16 protein-coding genes are annotated in these 14910 nt (G+C 65.5%); 11 read left to right on the plus strand and 5 right to left on the minus strand.

Annotated elements, in window-relative coordinates:
• Positions 1-59 precede the first annotated feature (59 nt).
• On the minus strand, positions 60-842 hold the full coding sequence (locus ACZY0R_RS37220; protein WP_488865570.1) for a GntR family transcriptional regulator: 783 nt from the start codon (positions 840-842) through the stop codon (positions 60-62).
• Positions 843-946: 104 nt separating this feature from the next.
• On the opposite strand from ACZY0R_RS37220, the gene ACZY0R_RS37225 reads away from it, so the two are divergent.
• The 8 genes from ACZY0R_RS37225 (at position 947) to ACZY0R_RS37260 (ending at position 9106) form a co-directional block, all read left to right on the plus strand.
• Positions 947-1729 carry an SDR family oxidoreductase gene (locus ACZY0R_RS37225; RefSeq protein WP_488865572.1) on the plus strand — a complete coding sequence of 261 codons (783 nt, stop codon included), beginning with the start codon at positions 947-949 and terminating at the stop codon, positions 1727-1729.
• Positions 1730-1766: 37 nt separating this feature from the next.
• Positions 1767-2699, plus strand: coding sequence for a 3,5-dioxohexanoate:acetyl-CoA acetone transferase (gene kce, locus ACZY0R_RS37230; protein WP_488865574.1), 933 nt, complete (start codon positions 1767-1769; stop codon positions 2697-2699).
• A gap of 92 nt (positions 2700-2791) precedes the next feature.
• Positions 2792-4111, plus strand: coding sequence for an MFS transporter (locus tag ACZY0R_RS37235; protein WP_488865576.1), 1320 nt, complete (start codon positions 2792-2794; stop codon positions 4109-4111).
• Between the two features lie 150 nt (positions 4112-4261).
• Entirely contained in the window at positions 4262-4531 is a 270-nt protein-coding gene (locus tag ACZY0R_RS37240; protein WP_488865578.1) for a ubiquitin family protein, read from the plus strand.
• A gap of 58 nt (positions 4532-4589) precedes the next feature.
• On the plus strand, positions 4590-5768 hold the full coding sequence (locus ACZY0R_RS37245; RefSeq protein WP_488865580.1) for a WD40/YVTN/BNR-like repeat-containing protein: 1179 nt from the start codon (positions 4590-4592) through the stop codon (positions 5766-5768).
• 57 nt (positions 5769-5825) lie between these two features.
• Positions 5826-6716, plus strand: coding sequence for a DUF72 domain-containing protein (locus ACZY0R_RS37250; RefSeq protein ID WP_488865582.1), 891 nt, complete (start codon positions 5826-5828; stop codon positions 6714-6716).
• Positions 6717-6753: 37 nt separating this feature from the next.
• Complete coding sequence (gene dbpA / locus ACZY0R_RS37255) at positions 6754-8175, plus strand: ATP-dependent RNA helicase DbpA (protein WP_488865584.1); 1422 nt, start codon at positions 6754-6756, stop codon at positions 8173-8175.
• An 82-nt stretch (positions 8176-8257) separates the two neighbouring features.
• Positions 8258-9106 carry a PA4780 family RIO1-like protein kinase gene (locus tag ACZY0R_RS37260; protein WP_035872477.1) on the plus strand — a complete coding sequence of 283 codons (849 nt, stop codon included), beginning with the start codon at positions 8258-8260 and terminating at the stop codon, positions 9104-9106.
• A gap of 78 nt (positions 9107-9184) precedes the next feature.
• Here ACZY0R_RS37260 and ACZY0R_RS37265 read toward each other — a convergent pair whose 3' ends face one another.
• Positions 9185-10318, minus strand: a complete 1134-nt coding sequence (locus ACZY0R_RS37265) for a DUF2855 family protein (RefSeq protein ID WP_488865586.1) — start codon at positions 10316-10318, stop codon at positions 9185-9187.
• A gap of 45 nt (positions 10319-10363) precedes the next feature.
• Between ACZY0R_RS37265 and ACZY0R_RS37270 the strand changes: the two genes are divergently transcribed.
• Entirely contained in the window at positions 10364-11068 is a 705-nt protein-coding gene (locus ACZY0R_RS37270) for a TetR/AcrR family transcriptional regulator (RefSeq protein WP_488865588.1), read from the plus strand.
• Here the strand turns inward: ACZY0R_RS37270 and ACZY0R_RS37275 are convergent.
• Positions 11052-11690, minus strand: a complete 639-nt coding sequence (locus ACZY0R_RS37275; RefSeq protein WP_488865590.1) for a CDGSH iron-sulfur domain-containing protein — start codon at positions 11688-11690, stop codon at positions 11052-11054. The genes ACZY0R_RS37270 and ACZY0R_RS37275 overlap by 17 nt on opposite strands.
• 259 nt (positions 11691-11949) lie before the next feature.
• Between ACZY0R_RS37275 and ACZY0R_RS37280 the strand changes: the two genes are divergently transcribed.
• Both ACZY0R_RS37280 and ACZY0R_RS37285 read left to right on the plus strand, forming a co-directional pair.
• A complete protein-coding gene (locus tag ACZY0R_RS37280; RefSeq protein WP_045240429.1) occupies positions 11950-12405 on the plus strand; it encodes a CBS domain-containing protein in 456 nt (151 codons plus the stop codon).
• Between the two features lie 326 nt (positions 12406-12731).
• Complete coding sequence (locus tag ACZY0R_RS37285) at positions 12732-13115, plus strand: hypothetical protein (protein WP_488865592.1); 384 nt, start codon at positions 12732-12734, stop codon at positions 13113-13115.
• A 68-nt stretch (positions 13116-13183) separates the two neighbouring features.
• Here ACZY0R_RS37285 and ACZY0R_RS37290 read toward each other — a convergent pair whose 3' ends face one another.
• Positions 13184-13753 (minus strand): RBBP9/YdeN family alpha/beta hydrolase, encoded by a 570-nt coding sequence (locus tag ACZY0R_RS37290; protein ID WP_488865594.1) that lies wholly within the window; start codon positions 13751-13753, stop codon positions 13184-13186.
• Positions 13754-13871: 118 nt separating this feature from the next.
• Entirely contained in the window at positions 13872-14714 is an 843-nt protein-coding gene (locus ACZY0R_RS37295) for a TauD/TfdA dioxygenase family protein (protein ID WP_441633966.1), read from the minus strand.
• Positions 14715-14910 lie beyond the last annotated feature (196 nt).

A 14910-nucleotide genomic window follows, 5' to 3' on the forward strand; every position in this document is an offset into this window, starting at 1 on the left:
CGCCGCCTTTCCATGCCTCGGCGCGCGCCGGCGAACCACCTCTGCAGGCGCGAGCAGATTCAGGCGGGGCGCCTTGCGCCGGAGGCGCGTGAGCGCCGCGCGGTCGCTGGCGACGGCTTGTCCTGGCCGGATGCCGGCTCCTCGAACGCATCCGCCGCCAGCAGCACGCCCGCGGAGACGATGTATTCCGCCGCGCTTTCAATATCCCCTTGCAGTGCGGCCCGTGCCGACACGCCATCCTTGCGCTTGAGCGCAGCGACAAGCCGCGCGTGATGATTGACGGCCACCTGCTCGCCCACGCGGCGCGAGCCGGAGCGCAGGTCGTGATTCAGGATCGGGCCGATGCGCAGCCACAGCGCTTCGATCATCTGCAGCAGGATCGGCATGCCTGCGCCCTTGTAGACGGCGAAGTGCAATTCCTTGTTGACGGAGATCAGCCGCGAACTGTCCGGCCTGGACCGTGCCATCTCTTCCGCGAAGCGGTCGTGCAGGGCAGTGATCTGCACGATCGCGGCATCGCTCAGGTGCTCGGCGGCCTGCTCCGTCGCCAGCCCTTCCAGGTTGACCCGGATGCTGGTGATCTCCCGGAACTGGCTCACGCTCATGACCGGCACGCGCAGCGCGCGGTTCGGTGTCAGTTCCAGTGCCTGCTCCGCCACCAGCCGGTGGACCGCTTCGCGCACCGGCATCACGCTCACGCCCAGCGCGGCGGCGGTGCTGCGCAGCGAGATCTGTTCGCCGGGCATCATGTGGCCGCTGATCAACAGCTCTCTCAATTGCGCATAGACGTCTGCACTCAGCGTCTGGCGCTTCAAAGGGGTCACAAGTTCGGGTAGGGACATGCGGAAATCATAGCACATAGGGTATTCCCGATTTGCGATCTGTGATCACAGATATAACATGGCGCCCATGGAGCAATATCGCCTCATGGATGGAGCTGACGAATATGTGGAATGACAACTCTCTGGCGGGCAAGCGGGTCCTGGTGACCGCGGGCGCCGACGGCATCGGCCTGGAAATCACCCGCGCCTTCGCGCAGGCGGGCGCCAGCGTGCTCGTGTGCGATGTCCAGGGCGCCAGCCTTGAGCGGCTGGCGGCCGAGTTGCCGGCAGTGCATGGCTGCCGGGCCGACGTGTCGGGCGAGGCCGACGTGGCGGCGTTGTTCGAGACCGTCGACCGCACCCTCGGCGGCCTGGACGTACTCGTGAACAACGCCGGCGTGGCGGGCCCCACCGGCGGCGTGGAGACCCTGGAGCTGGCTGACTGGGAGCGCACGCTCGCGGTCAATATCACCGGCCAGTTCTTGTGCACCCGCCTGGCGGTGCCGCGCCTTCGCCGGGGAAATAACGCCGCCATCGTCAACCTGTCGTCGGCTGCCGGCCACCTCGGCATGCCCGGGCGCTCGGTCTACTCGGCGTCCAAGTGGGCGGTGATCGGCTTCACCAAATCGCTGGCGCTGGAACTCGGCGCGGACGGCATCCGCGTGAATGCCATCCTGCCCGGCGCGGTCGATGGCCCGCGCATTCGCGCGGTCATCGCGGCAAAGGCCGAAGCGCTGGGCAAGCCGCTGGAGGAGGTCACGCGCGCCTACACCTCGCAAGCCGCGCTGGGGCGCATGGTGACCGCGCGCGACATCGCCAACATGGTGCTGTTCGCGTCCAGCGACCTGGCCGCCAACGTCACCGGCCAGGAACTGGTGGTCGATGGCCTGACGCAAGCCCTTAGCTGAGCGCACCCCCACTAACCGATTTCATACGGAGGCCGCCATGGCAGCCCGATCCAAAGCCATCATCACCTGCGCCCCTACCGGCGCGATCCACACGCCCAGCATGTCGCCGTACCTGCCGGTGACCGCCGACGAAATCGCTGCTGCCGCCATCGACGCGGCCAGGGCCGGCGCGGCCATCCTGCACCTGCACGCGCGCGATCCGAAGGACGGGCGGCCGTCGCAGGATCCAGATCTGTTCCGGCCGTTCCTGTCGAAGATCAAGTCCGCCACCAATGCCGTGATCAACATCACCACCGGCGGCAGCCCCCACATGACCGTGGAGGAGCGCATGCTCCCCGCCACCACCTTCAAGCCGGAGCTGGCATCGCTGAACATGGGCTCGATGAATTTCGGCCTGTTCCCGATGCTGGATCGCTTCAAGGAGTTCGCGCACGAATGGGAGCGCGAGCATTTGGAGAACAGCCGCAACCTGATCTTCAAGAACACCTTCAGCGATATCGAGAACATCCTGAAGATCGGCAACGCCAACGGCACGCGCTTCGAGTTCGAGTGCTATGACATCAGCCACCTGAATAACCTGAAGCATTTCCTGGATCGCGGGCTGGTCAAGGCGCCCGTGTTCGTACAGTCGGTGTTCGGCATCCTGGGCGGCATCGGCGGCGATCCGGAAGACCTGATGCATATGCACCGGACCGCGAACCGGCTGTTCGGCGACCAGTACCGCTGGTCCATCCTCGGCGCCGGGCGCAATCAGATTCCGCTGGCCACCATCGGCGCGGCGATGGGCGCCAGCGTGCGGGTTGGCCTGGAGGATTCGCTGTGGATCGGCCCCGGCCGGCTGGCGGCTTCGAGCGCCGAGCAGGTGCTGCGCATCCGCAGCGTGCTGGAGGCGTTGAACATCGATGTCGCGACGCCCGACGAGGCACGCGAGATCCTCGGCCTGAAGGGCGCGGACAACGTGGCGTTCTGAGTGCCGGCGCCGCCTTGCCCGGCGCCGCGCCACGCGGCCGTTGCTGCCGCCTCCGGAAACAAAACCTATACCGCCGACAGGAGACACGATTCATGACTACCACCTATGTGCAACCCGCACGAGAAGCGCCGCTTGCCGATCAGCGCCCGCTGAACGCGCTGCTGTTCAGGAAGCTGATGCCGCTGCTGGTGCTGGCTTATGTGATCAGCTTTCTCGACCGCACCAATATCGCGCTGGCGAAGAGCCACATCGCGGTCGACCTGGGCATCTCCGCGGCGGCTTACGGCCTGGGCGCGGGCTTGTTCTTTCTCAGCTACGCGCTGCTGGAAGTGCCCAGCAACCTGGTCATGCACAAGGTGGGGGCGCGCTTCTGGATCACGCGCATCATGATCACCTGGGGATTGCTGTCCACAGGCATGGCCTTTGTCAGCGGCGAGACCTCCTTCTATGTGATGCGCCTGTTGCTCGGCGCGGCGGAAGCGGGCCTGTTCCCCGGCGTGATGCTTTACCTGACCTACTGGTTCGGCCGCAAGGAGCGGGCGCGCGCGACCGGGTACTTCCTGCTGGGCGTATGCATCGCCAACATCCTCAGCGGACCGCTCGGCGGCGCACTGCTGCAAATGGACGGCGTGCTGGGCTGGCGCGGCTGGCAGTGGATGTTCGTGCTGGAAGGCCTGCCGGCGGTGGCGTTCGCATTCGTCGTATGGAAGAAGCTGCCGGACGGCCCCGCCACCGCGACCTGGCTGTCGCCCGAAGAATCCCGCGAGGTGGAACGCCGCCTGGCGGCGGAGCAAGCCGAGGAAGCGGCCGCCGGGCATGTCGGCCATTCGTTCCGGGGTTGCCTGGCCGATCGCCAGATCTGGCTCGCGATCTTCGTGTACTTCTGCCACCAGATCAGCATCTACACCGTGATCTTCTTCCTGCCGGGCATCATCGGCACCTATGGCAAGCTGTCGCCGCTGCAAATCGGCCTGCTCAATTCCGTGCCGTGGATCGCGGCGGCCATCGGCGCGGCGGCGCTGCCGCGCTTCGCCAGCAACCCGCAGCGCTGCCGCCGCATGCTGATCGCAGGGCTAGCCGTCATGTCCGCCGGCCTGCTGCTCGCGGCCTATGCCGGCCCGGTGGTGGCCATGGTGGGCTTCAGCCTGACGGCATCGATGTTCTTCGTGGTGCAGTCAGTCATCTTCCTCTTTCCGTCGTCCCGTCTTGCCGGCGTGGCCCTGGCTGGCGGGCTGGCGCTGGTCAACACCTGCGGGCTGGTCGGCGGCTTTATCGGCCCGTCGGTGATGGGGGTGATCGAGCAGACCACGGGCAGTACGAAGAACGGCCTGCTGATCATCGCGGGGATGCTGGTGCTGGCTGCGATTGCCAGCACCCGGCTGCGCCAGGGCCAGGAAGGGAAGGCCGCCTGAAGCGTGTTGCATTGCGGGATGCGCGCGATGTGACCGATAGTGCATCCGTTCCGGGTGGGGAGTGCGATGGCACGCGCACTCCCCGCAGGATTTCCTACACTGCAAGACGTTCGCATACTCCGCCAGCGGTCCCCTCGCTAGCCTGCAACCATGCCACGTCTTGTCTTTGCCGCCGCCATCCAGCGCCATGTCCCCAGCCCGGAACGCGAAGTCTGCGCGGCTACCGTGTGTGCCGCGCTGGAACTGGCTTTCAGTGAGCAGCCGGAACTGCGCGGCTATATCCTGGACGACCAGGGGCAGTTGCGCCGGCACCTGGCCGTGTTTGTCGATGGTTCCGCCATTCGCGACCGCCGCCGCCTGAGCGACCGCGTGGGCGAGAGCAGCCAGATCTATGTGGTGCAGGCGCTGTCTGGCGGTTGACAGCGCAGCTGCCGTTGGCAACAGGCTGACAACAGGCCGCTGAAGACAGGAGTCCAGCATGGACGATCAGCTTCTGGTTGGCACGCGCAAGGGCTTGCTCATCTTGCGGCGCGACAGCGCCGGCGAATGGCAGCAGGACTCGGTGCATTTCCTGGGCGAGCCGGTCAGCATGGTGCTGGCCGATCCGCGTGACGGCAACTTGTACGCGGCACTCAACCTCGGGCACTTTGGCGTCAAGCTATGGCGGCGCAGGGCGCACGGCACGGAGTGGGGCGTGTGCTCGGTGCCGGTTTATCCGCCTCAGCCGGAGCCGGATCGTCGCCACGAATCCACACCCGACGGCGTACCCGCCGCTGCGCGAACGGGAGATAAGGAGCAGGCCAGCCCGCCCGCCCCGGTGCCATGGTCCTTGCAGCAGATCTGGTCGATGGAAGCTGGCGGCACCGATGAACCCGGCGTGCTGTGGGTCGGCACCCTGCCGGGCGGGTTGTTCCGCTCCGGCGACGGCGGTGCGACCTGGGCACTGAACCGTCCGCTCTGGGACCGCCCCGAACGCAGCGAGTGGTTCGGCGGTGGCTACGATGTGCCGGGGATCCATTCCATCTGCGTGGATCCGCGCGACAGCCACCATGTCACGGTTGCCGTATCGTGCGGCGGTGTCTGGCAGACCCGGGACGGCGGCAAGAGCTGGAGCTGCACCGCCAGCGGCATGGTGGCCGACTACATGCCGCCGGAGCGGCGCGAGGACGGCAATATCCAGGACCCGCACCGCCTGGTGCAATGCGCCGGTCATCCGAATGCCATGTGGGTGCAGCATCATGGCGGCATCTTCCGCTCCGGCGATGGCGGCACACACTGGCAACGTTTGCAGGCCCAGCCGTCGAGCTTCGGCTTTGCTGTGGCGGCGCATCCGCGCCGGCCCAATACCGCGTGGTTCGTGCCGGCGGTGAAAGACGAGTGTCGCGTGCCGGTGGACGGCCGGCTGGTGGTCACGCGCACGCGCGACGGCGGGGCCAGCTTCGATGTATTCTCCGACGGACTGCCCGACGCGCCGGCCTACGACCTGGTCTACCGGCACGGCCTGGCGGTGGACCATAGCGGCGACCGCCTCGCCATGGGCTCCACCACCGGCGGCTTGTGGATCTCGGAGAGCGGCGGGGAACGCTGGAAGCTGTTCTCGGCGCATCTGCCGCCGATTTACTGCGTGCGCTTCTCCCGAGTCTTACCCGCGCACTGATGCCGTAGGGTGATGGTTCGGCTGATGGACCGACTGCCAGACAAAGGATGCGAACGCATGGCCGAAGCAAGCGCGAAGACAACCGGAAGAGCCGCCAGGACGCCCCAAGCAGCCAGCGGCGCCATCGCCCGCATCGGCATCGGCGGCTGGAACTTCGCCCCATGGCGCGACAACTTCTATCCCGCCAGGCTGGCGCAAAGCCGGGAACTCGAATACGCCAGCCGCCAGCTCACCGCCATCGAAATCAACAGCACCTACCACGGCACCCAGAAGCGCGCCTCCTTCGCCAAATGGCGCGACGAGACGCCCGACGGCTTCGTGTTCGCGCTCAAGGCATCGCGCTTCGCCACCAACCGCCGGGTGCTGGCGGAATCCGCCGAGTCCATCGAGCGCTTTATCGATAGCGGCATTGCCGAGCTGGGCGGCAAGCTCGGTCCTGTGGTCTGGCAATTTGCCCCCACCAAACAGTTCGACCCCGAAGACTTCGAGGGCTTCCTTGCGCTGCTGCCCGCCTCGGTCGAGGGCCGCAAGCTGCGCCATGTGCTCGATGTGCGGCACGAGAGCTTCATGACGCCGGACTATCTCAAGCTTGCGCGCAAGTACAAGGCCGCCACCGTCTTCACCGATTCGGACAAGTTTCCATCCTTCGCCGATCTCACCGCGGATTTTGTCTATGCGCGGCTGATGCGAAGCAGCGAGAAGCTGAAGTCCGGCTATGCGCCCAAGGCGCTCGATGCGTGGGGCGAGCGGGTGCAGGCCTGGGCATCTGGCGGCATCCCGGAAGACCTGCCGCGGGTGGACGGCAAGGCGGCGGCGAAGCGCAAGCGTGAGGTGTTCGTTTTCTTTATCAACGGCGCCAAGGAGCGCGCGCCTGCGGCGGCGCAGGCGCTGCTGGGGCGGCTGGGGTGGCAGGTGCCACCATGGGAGGCCGATGCCAGGGGTGGATGATAGACGATGGAGGGGCGCCAGCCCGTTATAATCCGGCATGAACTCAAGTCCTACCCAATCCGCAGCGCCCGCCGCTGCCGGCGCCTCTTTCTCCACACTGCCTCTCTCGCCCGCCACGCTGGCGACGCTGGAGCAGCTCGGCTACCAGACCATGACCCCGATCCAGGCCGCCAGCCTGCCGGTCGCGCTGGCCGGCCAGGACCTGATCGCGCAGGCCAAGACCGGCAGCGGCAAGACCGCCGCCTTCGCGCTGGCGCTGCTGAACCGGCTGGACACGCGCCGTTTCGACGTGCAGGCGCTGGTGCTGTGCCCCACGCGGGAGCTGGCCGAGCAGGTCACGCAGGAAATCCGCCGCCTGGCGCGCGCGGAAGAGAACGTCAAGATCCTGACGCTGTGCGGCGGCTCGCCGATGCGCCCCCAGGCTGACAGCCTGGCGCATGGCGCACATATCGCCGTGGGCACGCCCGGACGCATCATGGATCACCTGGAGCGCGGTACGCTGCACCTGGATGCGCTCAACACCCTGGTGCTGGACGAAGCCGACCGCATGCTCGACATGGGCTTCTTCGACGATATCGCCTATGTGGCGAGCCGCTGCCCCAAGGAGCGCCAGACGCTGCTGTTCTCGGCAACCTACCCCGAAGGCATCGTCAGGCTCAGCCAGCAGTTCCTGCGCAAGCCGCGCGAGATCAAGCTGGAGGAGCAGCACGACGACAGCAAGATCCGCCAGCGCTTCTATGAGGTGGAAGACAGCGACCGCCTCAATGCAGTGAGCCTGTTGCTCAACCATTTCCGCCCGGTCAGCACGCTGGCCTTCTGCAACACCAAGGCGCGTTGCCGCGACCTGGTCGACCTGCTGCGCGCGCAAGGCTTCGAAGCCCTGGCCCTGCACGGTGAACTGGAACAGCGCGAGCGCGACCAGGTGCTGGTGCAGTTCGCCAACCGTAGCTGCTCCGTGCTGGTTGCCACCGACGTAGCCGCGCGCGGCCTCGACATCGCCCAGCTCGAAGCGGTGATTAACGTCGACGTCACGCCGGACCCCGAGGTCTACGTCCACCGCATCGGCCGCACCGGCCGCGCGGACGAGGACGGCTGGGCGCTCTCGCTGGCCAGCATGAACGAGATGGGCCGCGTCGGTAATATCGAACAGGCCATGGGCGCCGAGATGGAATGGCAGCCGCTGTCCGAACTGGCCCCGGCCAGCAACGAGCGCCTGCTGCCGCCCATGGTCACGCTGCAGATCCTCGGCGGGCGCAAGGAGAAGATGCGCCCCGGCGATATCCTCGGCGCGCTCACCGGCGACGCGGGCTACGCCAAGCACCAGATCGGCAAGATCAACGTGATGGACATGTCCACCTACGTGGCGGTCGAGCGTTCGATCGGCCGCGAGGCGATGCGCAAGCTCAATGACGGGACAGTAAAGGGCAAGCGCGTGAAAGTGCGCATGCTGACGGAATAACGGTGGCGGCGACGCTGCGGTACCCGATGCGCGGGTGTGGGGTGCGCACAGGCATGGCGCAAAGCCATTGCCGCGCATCCCGATGAAAACGCCTAAGCGGCTGCAGCCGCTGGTCGAGGACGGCCTGGTCGACGAAGTGGTGCGCCAGCTGATGAGCGGCAAGGAAGCCACGGTCTACGTCGTGCGCTGCGGCGGCGAGATCCGTTGCGCCAAGGTCTACAAGGATGCCGCGCAGCGCAGTTTCCGGCAGGCCGCGACTTACCAGGAAGGGCGCAAGGTCAAGGGCAGCCGGCAGGCGCGCGCCATGGAAAAGGGCACGCGCTACGGGCGCAAGGTGGCCGAGGAAGCCTGGCACAACGCCGAGGTGGATGCCTTGTACCGGCTCGCCGCCGCGGGCGTGCGGGTGCCCAGGCCGCATCTGTGCTTCGAGGGCGTGCTGCTGATGGAACTGGTGGTGGATGCCGATGGCAATGCCGCGCCGCGCCTGAACGATGTGGCGCTGAGCCCGGAACTGGCGCTGGAGTTCCACGCGGCGCTGATCGGGCAGGTGATCCTGATGCTGTGCGCCGGCGTGGTGCACGGCGACCTCTCCGAATTCAATATCCTGGTGGATGCCGAGGGCCCGGTCATCATCGACCTGCCGCAAGCGGTGGACGCCGCCGGCAACAACGATGCCAGCGTGATGCTGGAGCGCGATGTGGACAACCTCGCGTTCTACTTCGGCCAGTTCGCGCCGGAACTCAACGATACGCAGTACGGCAAGGAAATCTGGGCGCTTTACCAGGCCGGCCTGCTGCATCCGGGCGTGAAGCTGACGGGGCGGGTCGAGGTGGATGACCGGCCGGTGGATGTGGAAGCCGTGCTGCAGGAAGTGGAAGACGTGCGCCTGGAAGAAGAAGCGCGCCAGCGGTACCTGCAGAGCGCGGAGTGACCGGGGTTTGATCGTGGCGCGGCGGGCCTGATGCGCCCGCCGCGCCTCCCCGGCCCAGCGCATATCAGTGCACCGGCCTCAACCGATTCGCACTACATACCCCTCTTTCGGCTCGCTCCCACTGGCCACCAGGCTGGCGATCCTCTCCTGCGCCGCGCCAAAGCCCTGCTCTTCGATCAGCGACAACCAGCCGTTGCCCGGCGCCTTCACGTGATCGATAAACGCGCGTTGCGCCGCATTGAAGCGCTGGTTTACCCCTTCGGGCCCCCAGTCGGCATTGCGCTTGCGGATCTGCACCGGCGCGAAATAGAACTCGGGCTTGGGTCCGGGCAGGCCGGTGTCGCGCAGGAAGTCCGTGTTCTGCGCCGAGCCGGCGAAGCAGTCGTACACCAGCGCGCTGCCGAAGTGATGATGCACGCGCGCGCGCAGCGCTTCGTCGCCGGAGAAGTCCACATAGAGCGTGGGCTCGTCGCTGGCAAGCGTCTCCAGCGTGTCGTAGCTGACCACTTCCGCGTAGCAGCCCAGGCCCTCGACGAAGGGGCGGTTGCGCCCGGAGGTGATGGCCGCCAGCGAGATGCCGGGGAGGTCGCGCAGGCAGAAGGCGGTGCCGTAGGCCGTCTTGCTGGAGGCACTGGACACCACCAGCCGGGTCGCGCCGAAGAAGCGGCTGTCCTCCAGGAAGTCGGCCAGCATGAACGACGTGATGAACAGCGGCCGGTACAACATCTGGTAGTTTTCCCGCTCCGGCGCGTAGGCGGCATCGTTGACCACGCGGGTGTACTGGTTGTAGGCGGAGGTAAGCGGCCTGCGGTGCTCGCTGGCATCGTAGAAGCCGCGCCCGGTGACGCGGTCGGGCTGCATGCGGATATGGCTGGCGATGGGGAAATAGCCATAGAAGCGCTCGCCCGCCTCCACGCCGGGAACGCCGCTGGCAACCACGTCGGCGAAGCCCCACACCGGCATGTGTCCCCATTCCTCTTGCCCGGTGGGAAAGAACTGCCAGTAGTTCATGGCGTCGCCGAAGGCGGCGTAGGTGATGTTGTTGGTGGTGAGCGCGAAGCGGTCGATCTTCAGCAGGACTTCGCCGGGGGCGGCGTCGATGCGTTCCTGGCGCGCTTCCAGCCGGCTTTCGTTTAGGGCATGCTTGCGAGTCAGCAGGCGGATTACCCTGAGCGATTGTTCCGCATTGTCGCCTTGGCCCGTGTGTTCCATCTTGTCTCCTTAATTACCCAATTACCGTCGAGGTCGATGCCACCAATGTATCGCCGCAAGCCGGCCGCCGGGTTCGGAAACGCGGGTGCCGCGTCCGGTGCGGCGCCAGCGCCGGCCAGGCCGCTGAAACGCCCGTCGCAGCGACGCGCGCGTTTTACCGTGAACGCCATTCACGAGGCCTTTGTTCGGATATGGCGCGTGCGCGGGTGGGACGGCGTGACCACGCGCGCGGTGGCGCTGGAAGCCGGTTGCTCCGTGGGTACCCTGTACGAGTACTTCCCCAACAAGGAGGCGCTGCTCTCCGGCTATGTGCGGCACACCATCGAGTCGATGCTGGCGCGCATCGACGCCGAGGCGGTGAACGCGGCCGGGCTGGACTGGGCCACGCGCATCCGGCGCCTGGTGCGGCTGACCTGTGGCGCGGACGATGCCGCGCTGGAAGGTTTCGAGCACGAGATGCTGATGCTGGAAGCGCGCATCGCCGAGACCAAGCATCATCGCCGCGTGTTCGACGAGTTGTGCGCGGCCTGGCAGCGCACGCTGGCGGCATGCCCGGATCTGCCGCGCGCGCCGGATGCCGCCACCGTGCAGAGCCTGCTGCAAGCGGTCTGGGGCGCGCGCCGCTATCGCCTGCTGCTGCAGGCCGACGAGTCCTCGCGGGCGGTGTGGGTGACGCAGATGGAGCGGCTTTGCCTGCTGGCGCTGGGAGATGCGCCGTCGCTGACCGCCGTTGTTACTGATCGCTCCTGAACCCCACCTTCTTGTGCGTGCCGTCGCAGAACGGCTTGTTGCCCGAGTGACCGCAGCGGCATAGCCAGGCCTCGGTCATGCGGTTGACGGTTCTGCCGGTGCCGCTGATGACTTCGAGATTGCCCTTGATGCGCAGCGGTCCGTTGGGAATCGGGTGGATATCGAGCGGCCCATCGCGTTGCGCCAGCGGCGCCGATTCCACGGTGGCGGGCTCGCCGCTGGCGGTGAAGCCCGCGCCGGCGTGGCTGGTGTCGCAGAAGGGTTTGTTGCGCGACGCGCCGCAGCGGCACAGCGTGAGGCGAAAGCCGGCGGGCTGGCCGTCAATGGTGATGGCGGCGCGCAGCGCCAGCGGGCCGTTCTCAAGCACGCGCGCCACATTGACCAGGGGCGCGGCCTCGCCGGGGGAATCGTCGCGCATCTGGTAGCCGATGGCGCCCGACGGACAGTTGTGCGCGATCTCGGCGATTTCCTCGGCGGTGGCGTTGTCCGGGTGGATCCACTGGCCCTCCACGCCGGGCACGAAGACGTCCGGGCGGTCCAGCGTACAGTGGCGCGAATGGATGCAACGGCTGTCGTCGAAGAGGACGATGACGCGCTTTCCGGCAACGGACTCGGTGGCCATGGCTGGCCCTCCTGCGCAGTGCGCGCGCCATGTGGCGCGCTCCCTCTCCTTTATAGCGCCTGCCGGCGGGTTTGCGCAGCGCTTTTCGGCAGCTTTGTCTTTTTACAAAGATTCGTGTGCGTCACCCTGTAAGGCGCGCTCGGAGGATGCTAATCTGAAAGCTACAGGCAGCGGCGCACGCGCAGGTGCCCTGCCAGGCGCTCCCGCTATTCCGCGCGGGTCTGGTTTGCAATCCTTTGGGATCGAACAAGGAGTGGGTATGAAAACTGCAAGGCAGGTTCTTGAGTCCAAACCAACCCAGGCTATCTACAGTATTCCTCCTGGGGCCACGGTTTATGCCGCGCTGCAGTTGATGGCGGAAAAAGGCATCGGCGCGCTGCTGGTGATCGAGCGCGGCGAGAGCCAGATCGTCGGCATCCTGAGCGAGCGGGACTATGCGCGCAAGGTGATCCTGATGCAGCGCACGTCGCGGGAGACGTTTGTGCGCGACATCATGACGTCGGCGGTGATTTATGTGCGGGGGGATCAGAGTACCGATGAGTGCATGGCGTTGATGACGCAGCATCGGTTGAGGCACTTGCCGGTGATGGATGGGGACAAGCTGATCGGGATGTTGTCGATCGGGGATCTGGTGAAAGATATTATTTCGGAGCAGCGGTTCATTATTGAGCAGTTGGAGCATTACATTACGGGGACTGCGCATCCGCAGGTTTAGTAGGAGGCTGGCTGACGTCAATGTCAAAGGCTTGAAGTCAACGGCAGTTTCACGCCCCCTGCGGGGGGCGACTTACTTCTTGTCTTGCCAGGACAGTGAAGGAAATCCCTTGGCGCGGGCGCTTTCCGAGCCAGGCCGCTACGGCCGTTCACGGGAAAAAGCGGCCGAAGCCAGGTCGGTGGAAGGAAGCCAACCGGGTGCCTCACCGAAGCGTACAACAAAGGCGTATCCTTTGAGTACGGTGCCGGATGCAGCGCGCGGCCAGGCTGGCAAGATGGCCTTCAGGGCGTTTTCAGTCACGGCACAAAATGTACCGCGGTGGCGACATGAAGCGTGTTCACGCACTAATTGTGACTTGCGCCATGTTGGCTGCCTGTGTATCGACGGGCGTCGACGTGAAGCAGGAGCAATTGTCGGACTTCATGCTCGGTTTCTCCACCCTTGACGACGTGACGGCGCAGCTTGGGGCGCCTACATCCCAGGCGGCACTGAATAACGGATCAACGATACTGATCTATTCATTTGCGACCTCCCACACCCACCCTGAGAGCTTTATTCCGTTCATTGGTCCGCTGTTTGCCGGAGGAGAGATCAGATCCTCCACGGTCCTTTTCGAGTTTGACGAGAACGGTGTCCTCAGGAGTCAACGCAGGGCAACGTCAAGTGGTGTTTCAGGGTTGAGCGTGTTGCCTCCCGGTATGCTGCAATAGGCGGTTTCCGTCATGGAACGGTCCGCGCAGGCTTCGCTTCATCTGACAGCTGAAGCCCATCCTGCTGCTTAAAACTCCCGAATCAATGCCTCTGCCATCGGCCACGTGCCGTACCCGTCAGCCGGCGAGAGATGGCCAACTTCGCCGGCGTCGACGAAGCGGCTGCCCCAGGCCTGCGCGAGCTCGCGGATTCGCTCGAACTTACCGATCGGGTCGTTGCGGCTGCCGACGACGATGCTTGGAAACGGCAGGCGCTCGCGCGGCACCGGTGTCCAGCCATTCGTTGCCAGCGTCTGCGGATCGGAGTAACCGGCCGGCAGCGGCGTGTCGTAATCGGGGGGGGCGGCTAGCAGCGCACCCGCGATGTCGCGTTTCGTTTGCTGCGCCCAGTGAACGGTGATCAGAACCCCAACGCTATGGGCAACCAGGATGATCGGGCCATCGATGGCGCTCACGACGCGATCAAGGTTGGCTACTCGCGCGCTGCACAGCCTCTTGTCCTGGTCGATCTGGGGCACGATGTGTACCGCACCTCCAATTTCCTGAATACGCTCGGCCAGCAGCGTTTGCCAGTGATCCGGCATGTGATCGCGAAGGCCAGGGACAATCACAACCGTGGGCAGCGTTCTGGAGGTCATGGGTTTCAAGTTCCTCGTTAAGATTGGATGTCTTGCCGAAGCTGTCATCCAGCATCCGGCATCCGGCAGTGGCGAGCCGTCGAGCGTGGGGGTGCGCTGGCCGGCTTGCGCGACGTCTTCAGAAGGGACGATCGCCCTTGATGGTGGCGCGTTCCATCCTGCGCGGCGCCGGCCAGTAGTCGCTCACCGCGTAGTGCTGCGTCGCCACGTTGTCCCAGATAGCGACACTGTTCGGCTTCCAGCGGAAGCGCACCTGGTACTCCGGAATCGCCGCCTGGCTGAGCAGGTAGTTCAGCAACAGGCTCGCGCCCGGGGTCTTGTCCTGCCCGACGCGCACATTCTCCGGTGTATGGTAGTTGATGAAGTGTGTCGCGAACGGCCCCACGTACAGGATCTTTTCTCCCGTCTCAGGGTGCGTCCTGACCACCGGGTGGTCCACCAGCGGGTTCTTTCGCACCAGTTCCTCCCGCTCCTCCGTCGTCATGATCGCGCCAAACGAATGCTCGATCCCGTGCTTGGCACGCAGGCCCGCAATCTTCTGCTTGATCTCTTCCGGCAAGTTCTTGTACGCGTCCACCATGTTCACCCAAATGGTGTCGCCACCCACTTCCGGACACGAAATGCAGCGCAGCACCGCGCCCTTGGGCGGGCTCGCCCGCCACGACGCATCGGTGTGGTAGGTGTTCTCGAAGTGGTCCCGCTTGTCACTCTTGTAGATCTCGATCAGGCCAGGGTATCCCGGCACCGTATTGTTGACAGGGTGGTCTTCCAGGTCACCGAAGCGCCTGGCGAACGCAACATGGTCGGCGCGCGTAATGTCCTGGTCGCGGAAGAACAGCACCCGGTGTTTCAACAGTAGTGCCTTGATCTCGGCGAACAGCGAATCGTCCCGCGCCACATCGGCGAGACTCACACCCGACAGTTCGGCACCAATCGAGCAGGTGAGTGGATTGATATGCATAGCGAGTTTTCCTTTGGCGTATGAGTTTGACAGGCCCGCCAGCGGGCAGCGGATAGCTTGGATTTGATTGTCGGCACTAGCCGCCTCACGCGCTTGACCCATCGCGCCACAATTTGGCGAGTCGCGCCAATGCCCTTCCCGGGGCCAATTCGCACGGGTGGGGATTCGTGGCCTGGCGATCAGTTGCAACTGGCCG

This window comes from Cupriavidus sp. F041 (genome assembly GCF_057814235.1).

What these genes read in the sequence shown, in the direction of transcription:
- ACZY0R_RS37220 (WP_488865570.1), bottom strand. Translation starts at nt 842, where the DNA reads ATGTCCCTACCCGAACTTGTGACCCCTTTGAAGCGCCAGACGCTGAGT.
- ACZY0R_RS37225 (WP_488865572.1), top strand. Translation starts at nt 947, where the DNA reads ATGTGGAATGACAACTCTCTGGCGGGCAAGCGGGTCCTGGTGACCGCG.
- kce (WP_488865574.1), top strand. Translation starts at nt 1,767, where the DNA reads ATGGCAGCCCGATCCAAAGCCATCATCACCTGCGCCCCTACCGGCGCG.
- ACZY0R_RS37235 (WP_488865576.1), top strand. Translation starts at nt 2,792, where the DNA reads ATGACTACCACCTATGTGCAACCCGCACGAGAAGCGCCGCTTGCCGAT.
- ACZY0R_RS37240 (WP_488865578.1), top strand. Translation starts at nt 4,262, where the DNA reads ATGCCACGTCTTGTCTTTGCCGCCGCCATCCAGCGCCATGTCCCCAGC.
- ACZY0R_RS37245 (WP_488865580.1), top strand. Translation starts at nt 4,590, where the DNA reads ATGGACGATCAGCTTCTGGTTGGCACGCGCAAGGGCTTGCTCATCTTG.
- ACZY0R_RS37250 (WP_488865582.1), top strand. Translation starts at nt 5,826, where the DNA reads ATGGCCGAAGCAAGCGCGAAGACAACCGGAAGAGCCGCCAGGACGCCC.
- dbpA (WP_488865584.1), top strand. Translation starts at nt 6,754, where the DNA reads ATGAACTCAAGTCCTACCCAATCCGCAGCGCCCGCCGCTGCCGGCGCC.
- ACZY0R_RS37260 (WP_035872477.1), top strand. Translation starts at nt 8,258, where the DNA reads ATGAAAACGCCTAAGCGGCTGCAGCCGCTGGTCGAGGACGGCCTGGTC.
- ACZY0R_RS37265 (WP_488865586.1), bottom strand. Translation starts at nt 10,318, where the DNA reads ATGGAACACACGGGCCAAGGCGACAATGCGGAACAATCGCTCAGGGTA.
- ACZY0R_RS37270 (WP_488865588.1), top strand. Translation starts at nt 10,364, where the DNA reads ATGTATCGCCGCAAGCCGGCCGCCGGGTTCGGAAACGCGGGTGCCGCG.
- ACZY0R_RS37275 (WP_488865590.1), bottom strand. Translation starts at nt 11,690, where the DNA reads ATGGCCACCGAGTCCGTTGCCGGAAAGCGCGTCATCGTCCTCTTCGAC.
- ACZY0R_RS37280 (WP_045240429.1), top strand. Translation starts at nt 11,950, where the DNA reads ATGAAAACTGCAAGGCAGGTTCTTGAGTCCAAACCAACCCAGGCTATC.
- ACZY0R_RS37285 (WP_488865592.1), top strand. Translation starts at nt 12,732, where the DNA reads ATGAAGCGTGTTCACGCACTAATTGTGACTTGCGCCATGTTGGCTGCC.
- ACZY0R_RS37290 (WP_488865594.1), bottom strand. Translation starts at nt 13,753, where the DNA reads ATGACCTCCAGAACGCTGCCCACGGTTGTGATTGTCCCTGGCCTTCGC.
- ACZY0R_RS37295 (WP_441633966.1), bottom strand. Translation starts at nt 14,714, where the DNA reads ATGCATATCAATCCACTCACCTGCTCGATTGGTGCCGAACTGTCGGGT.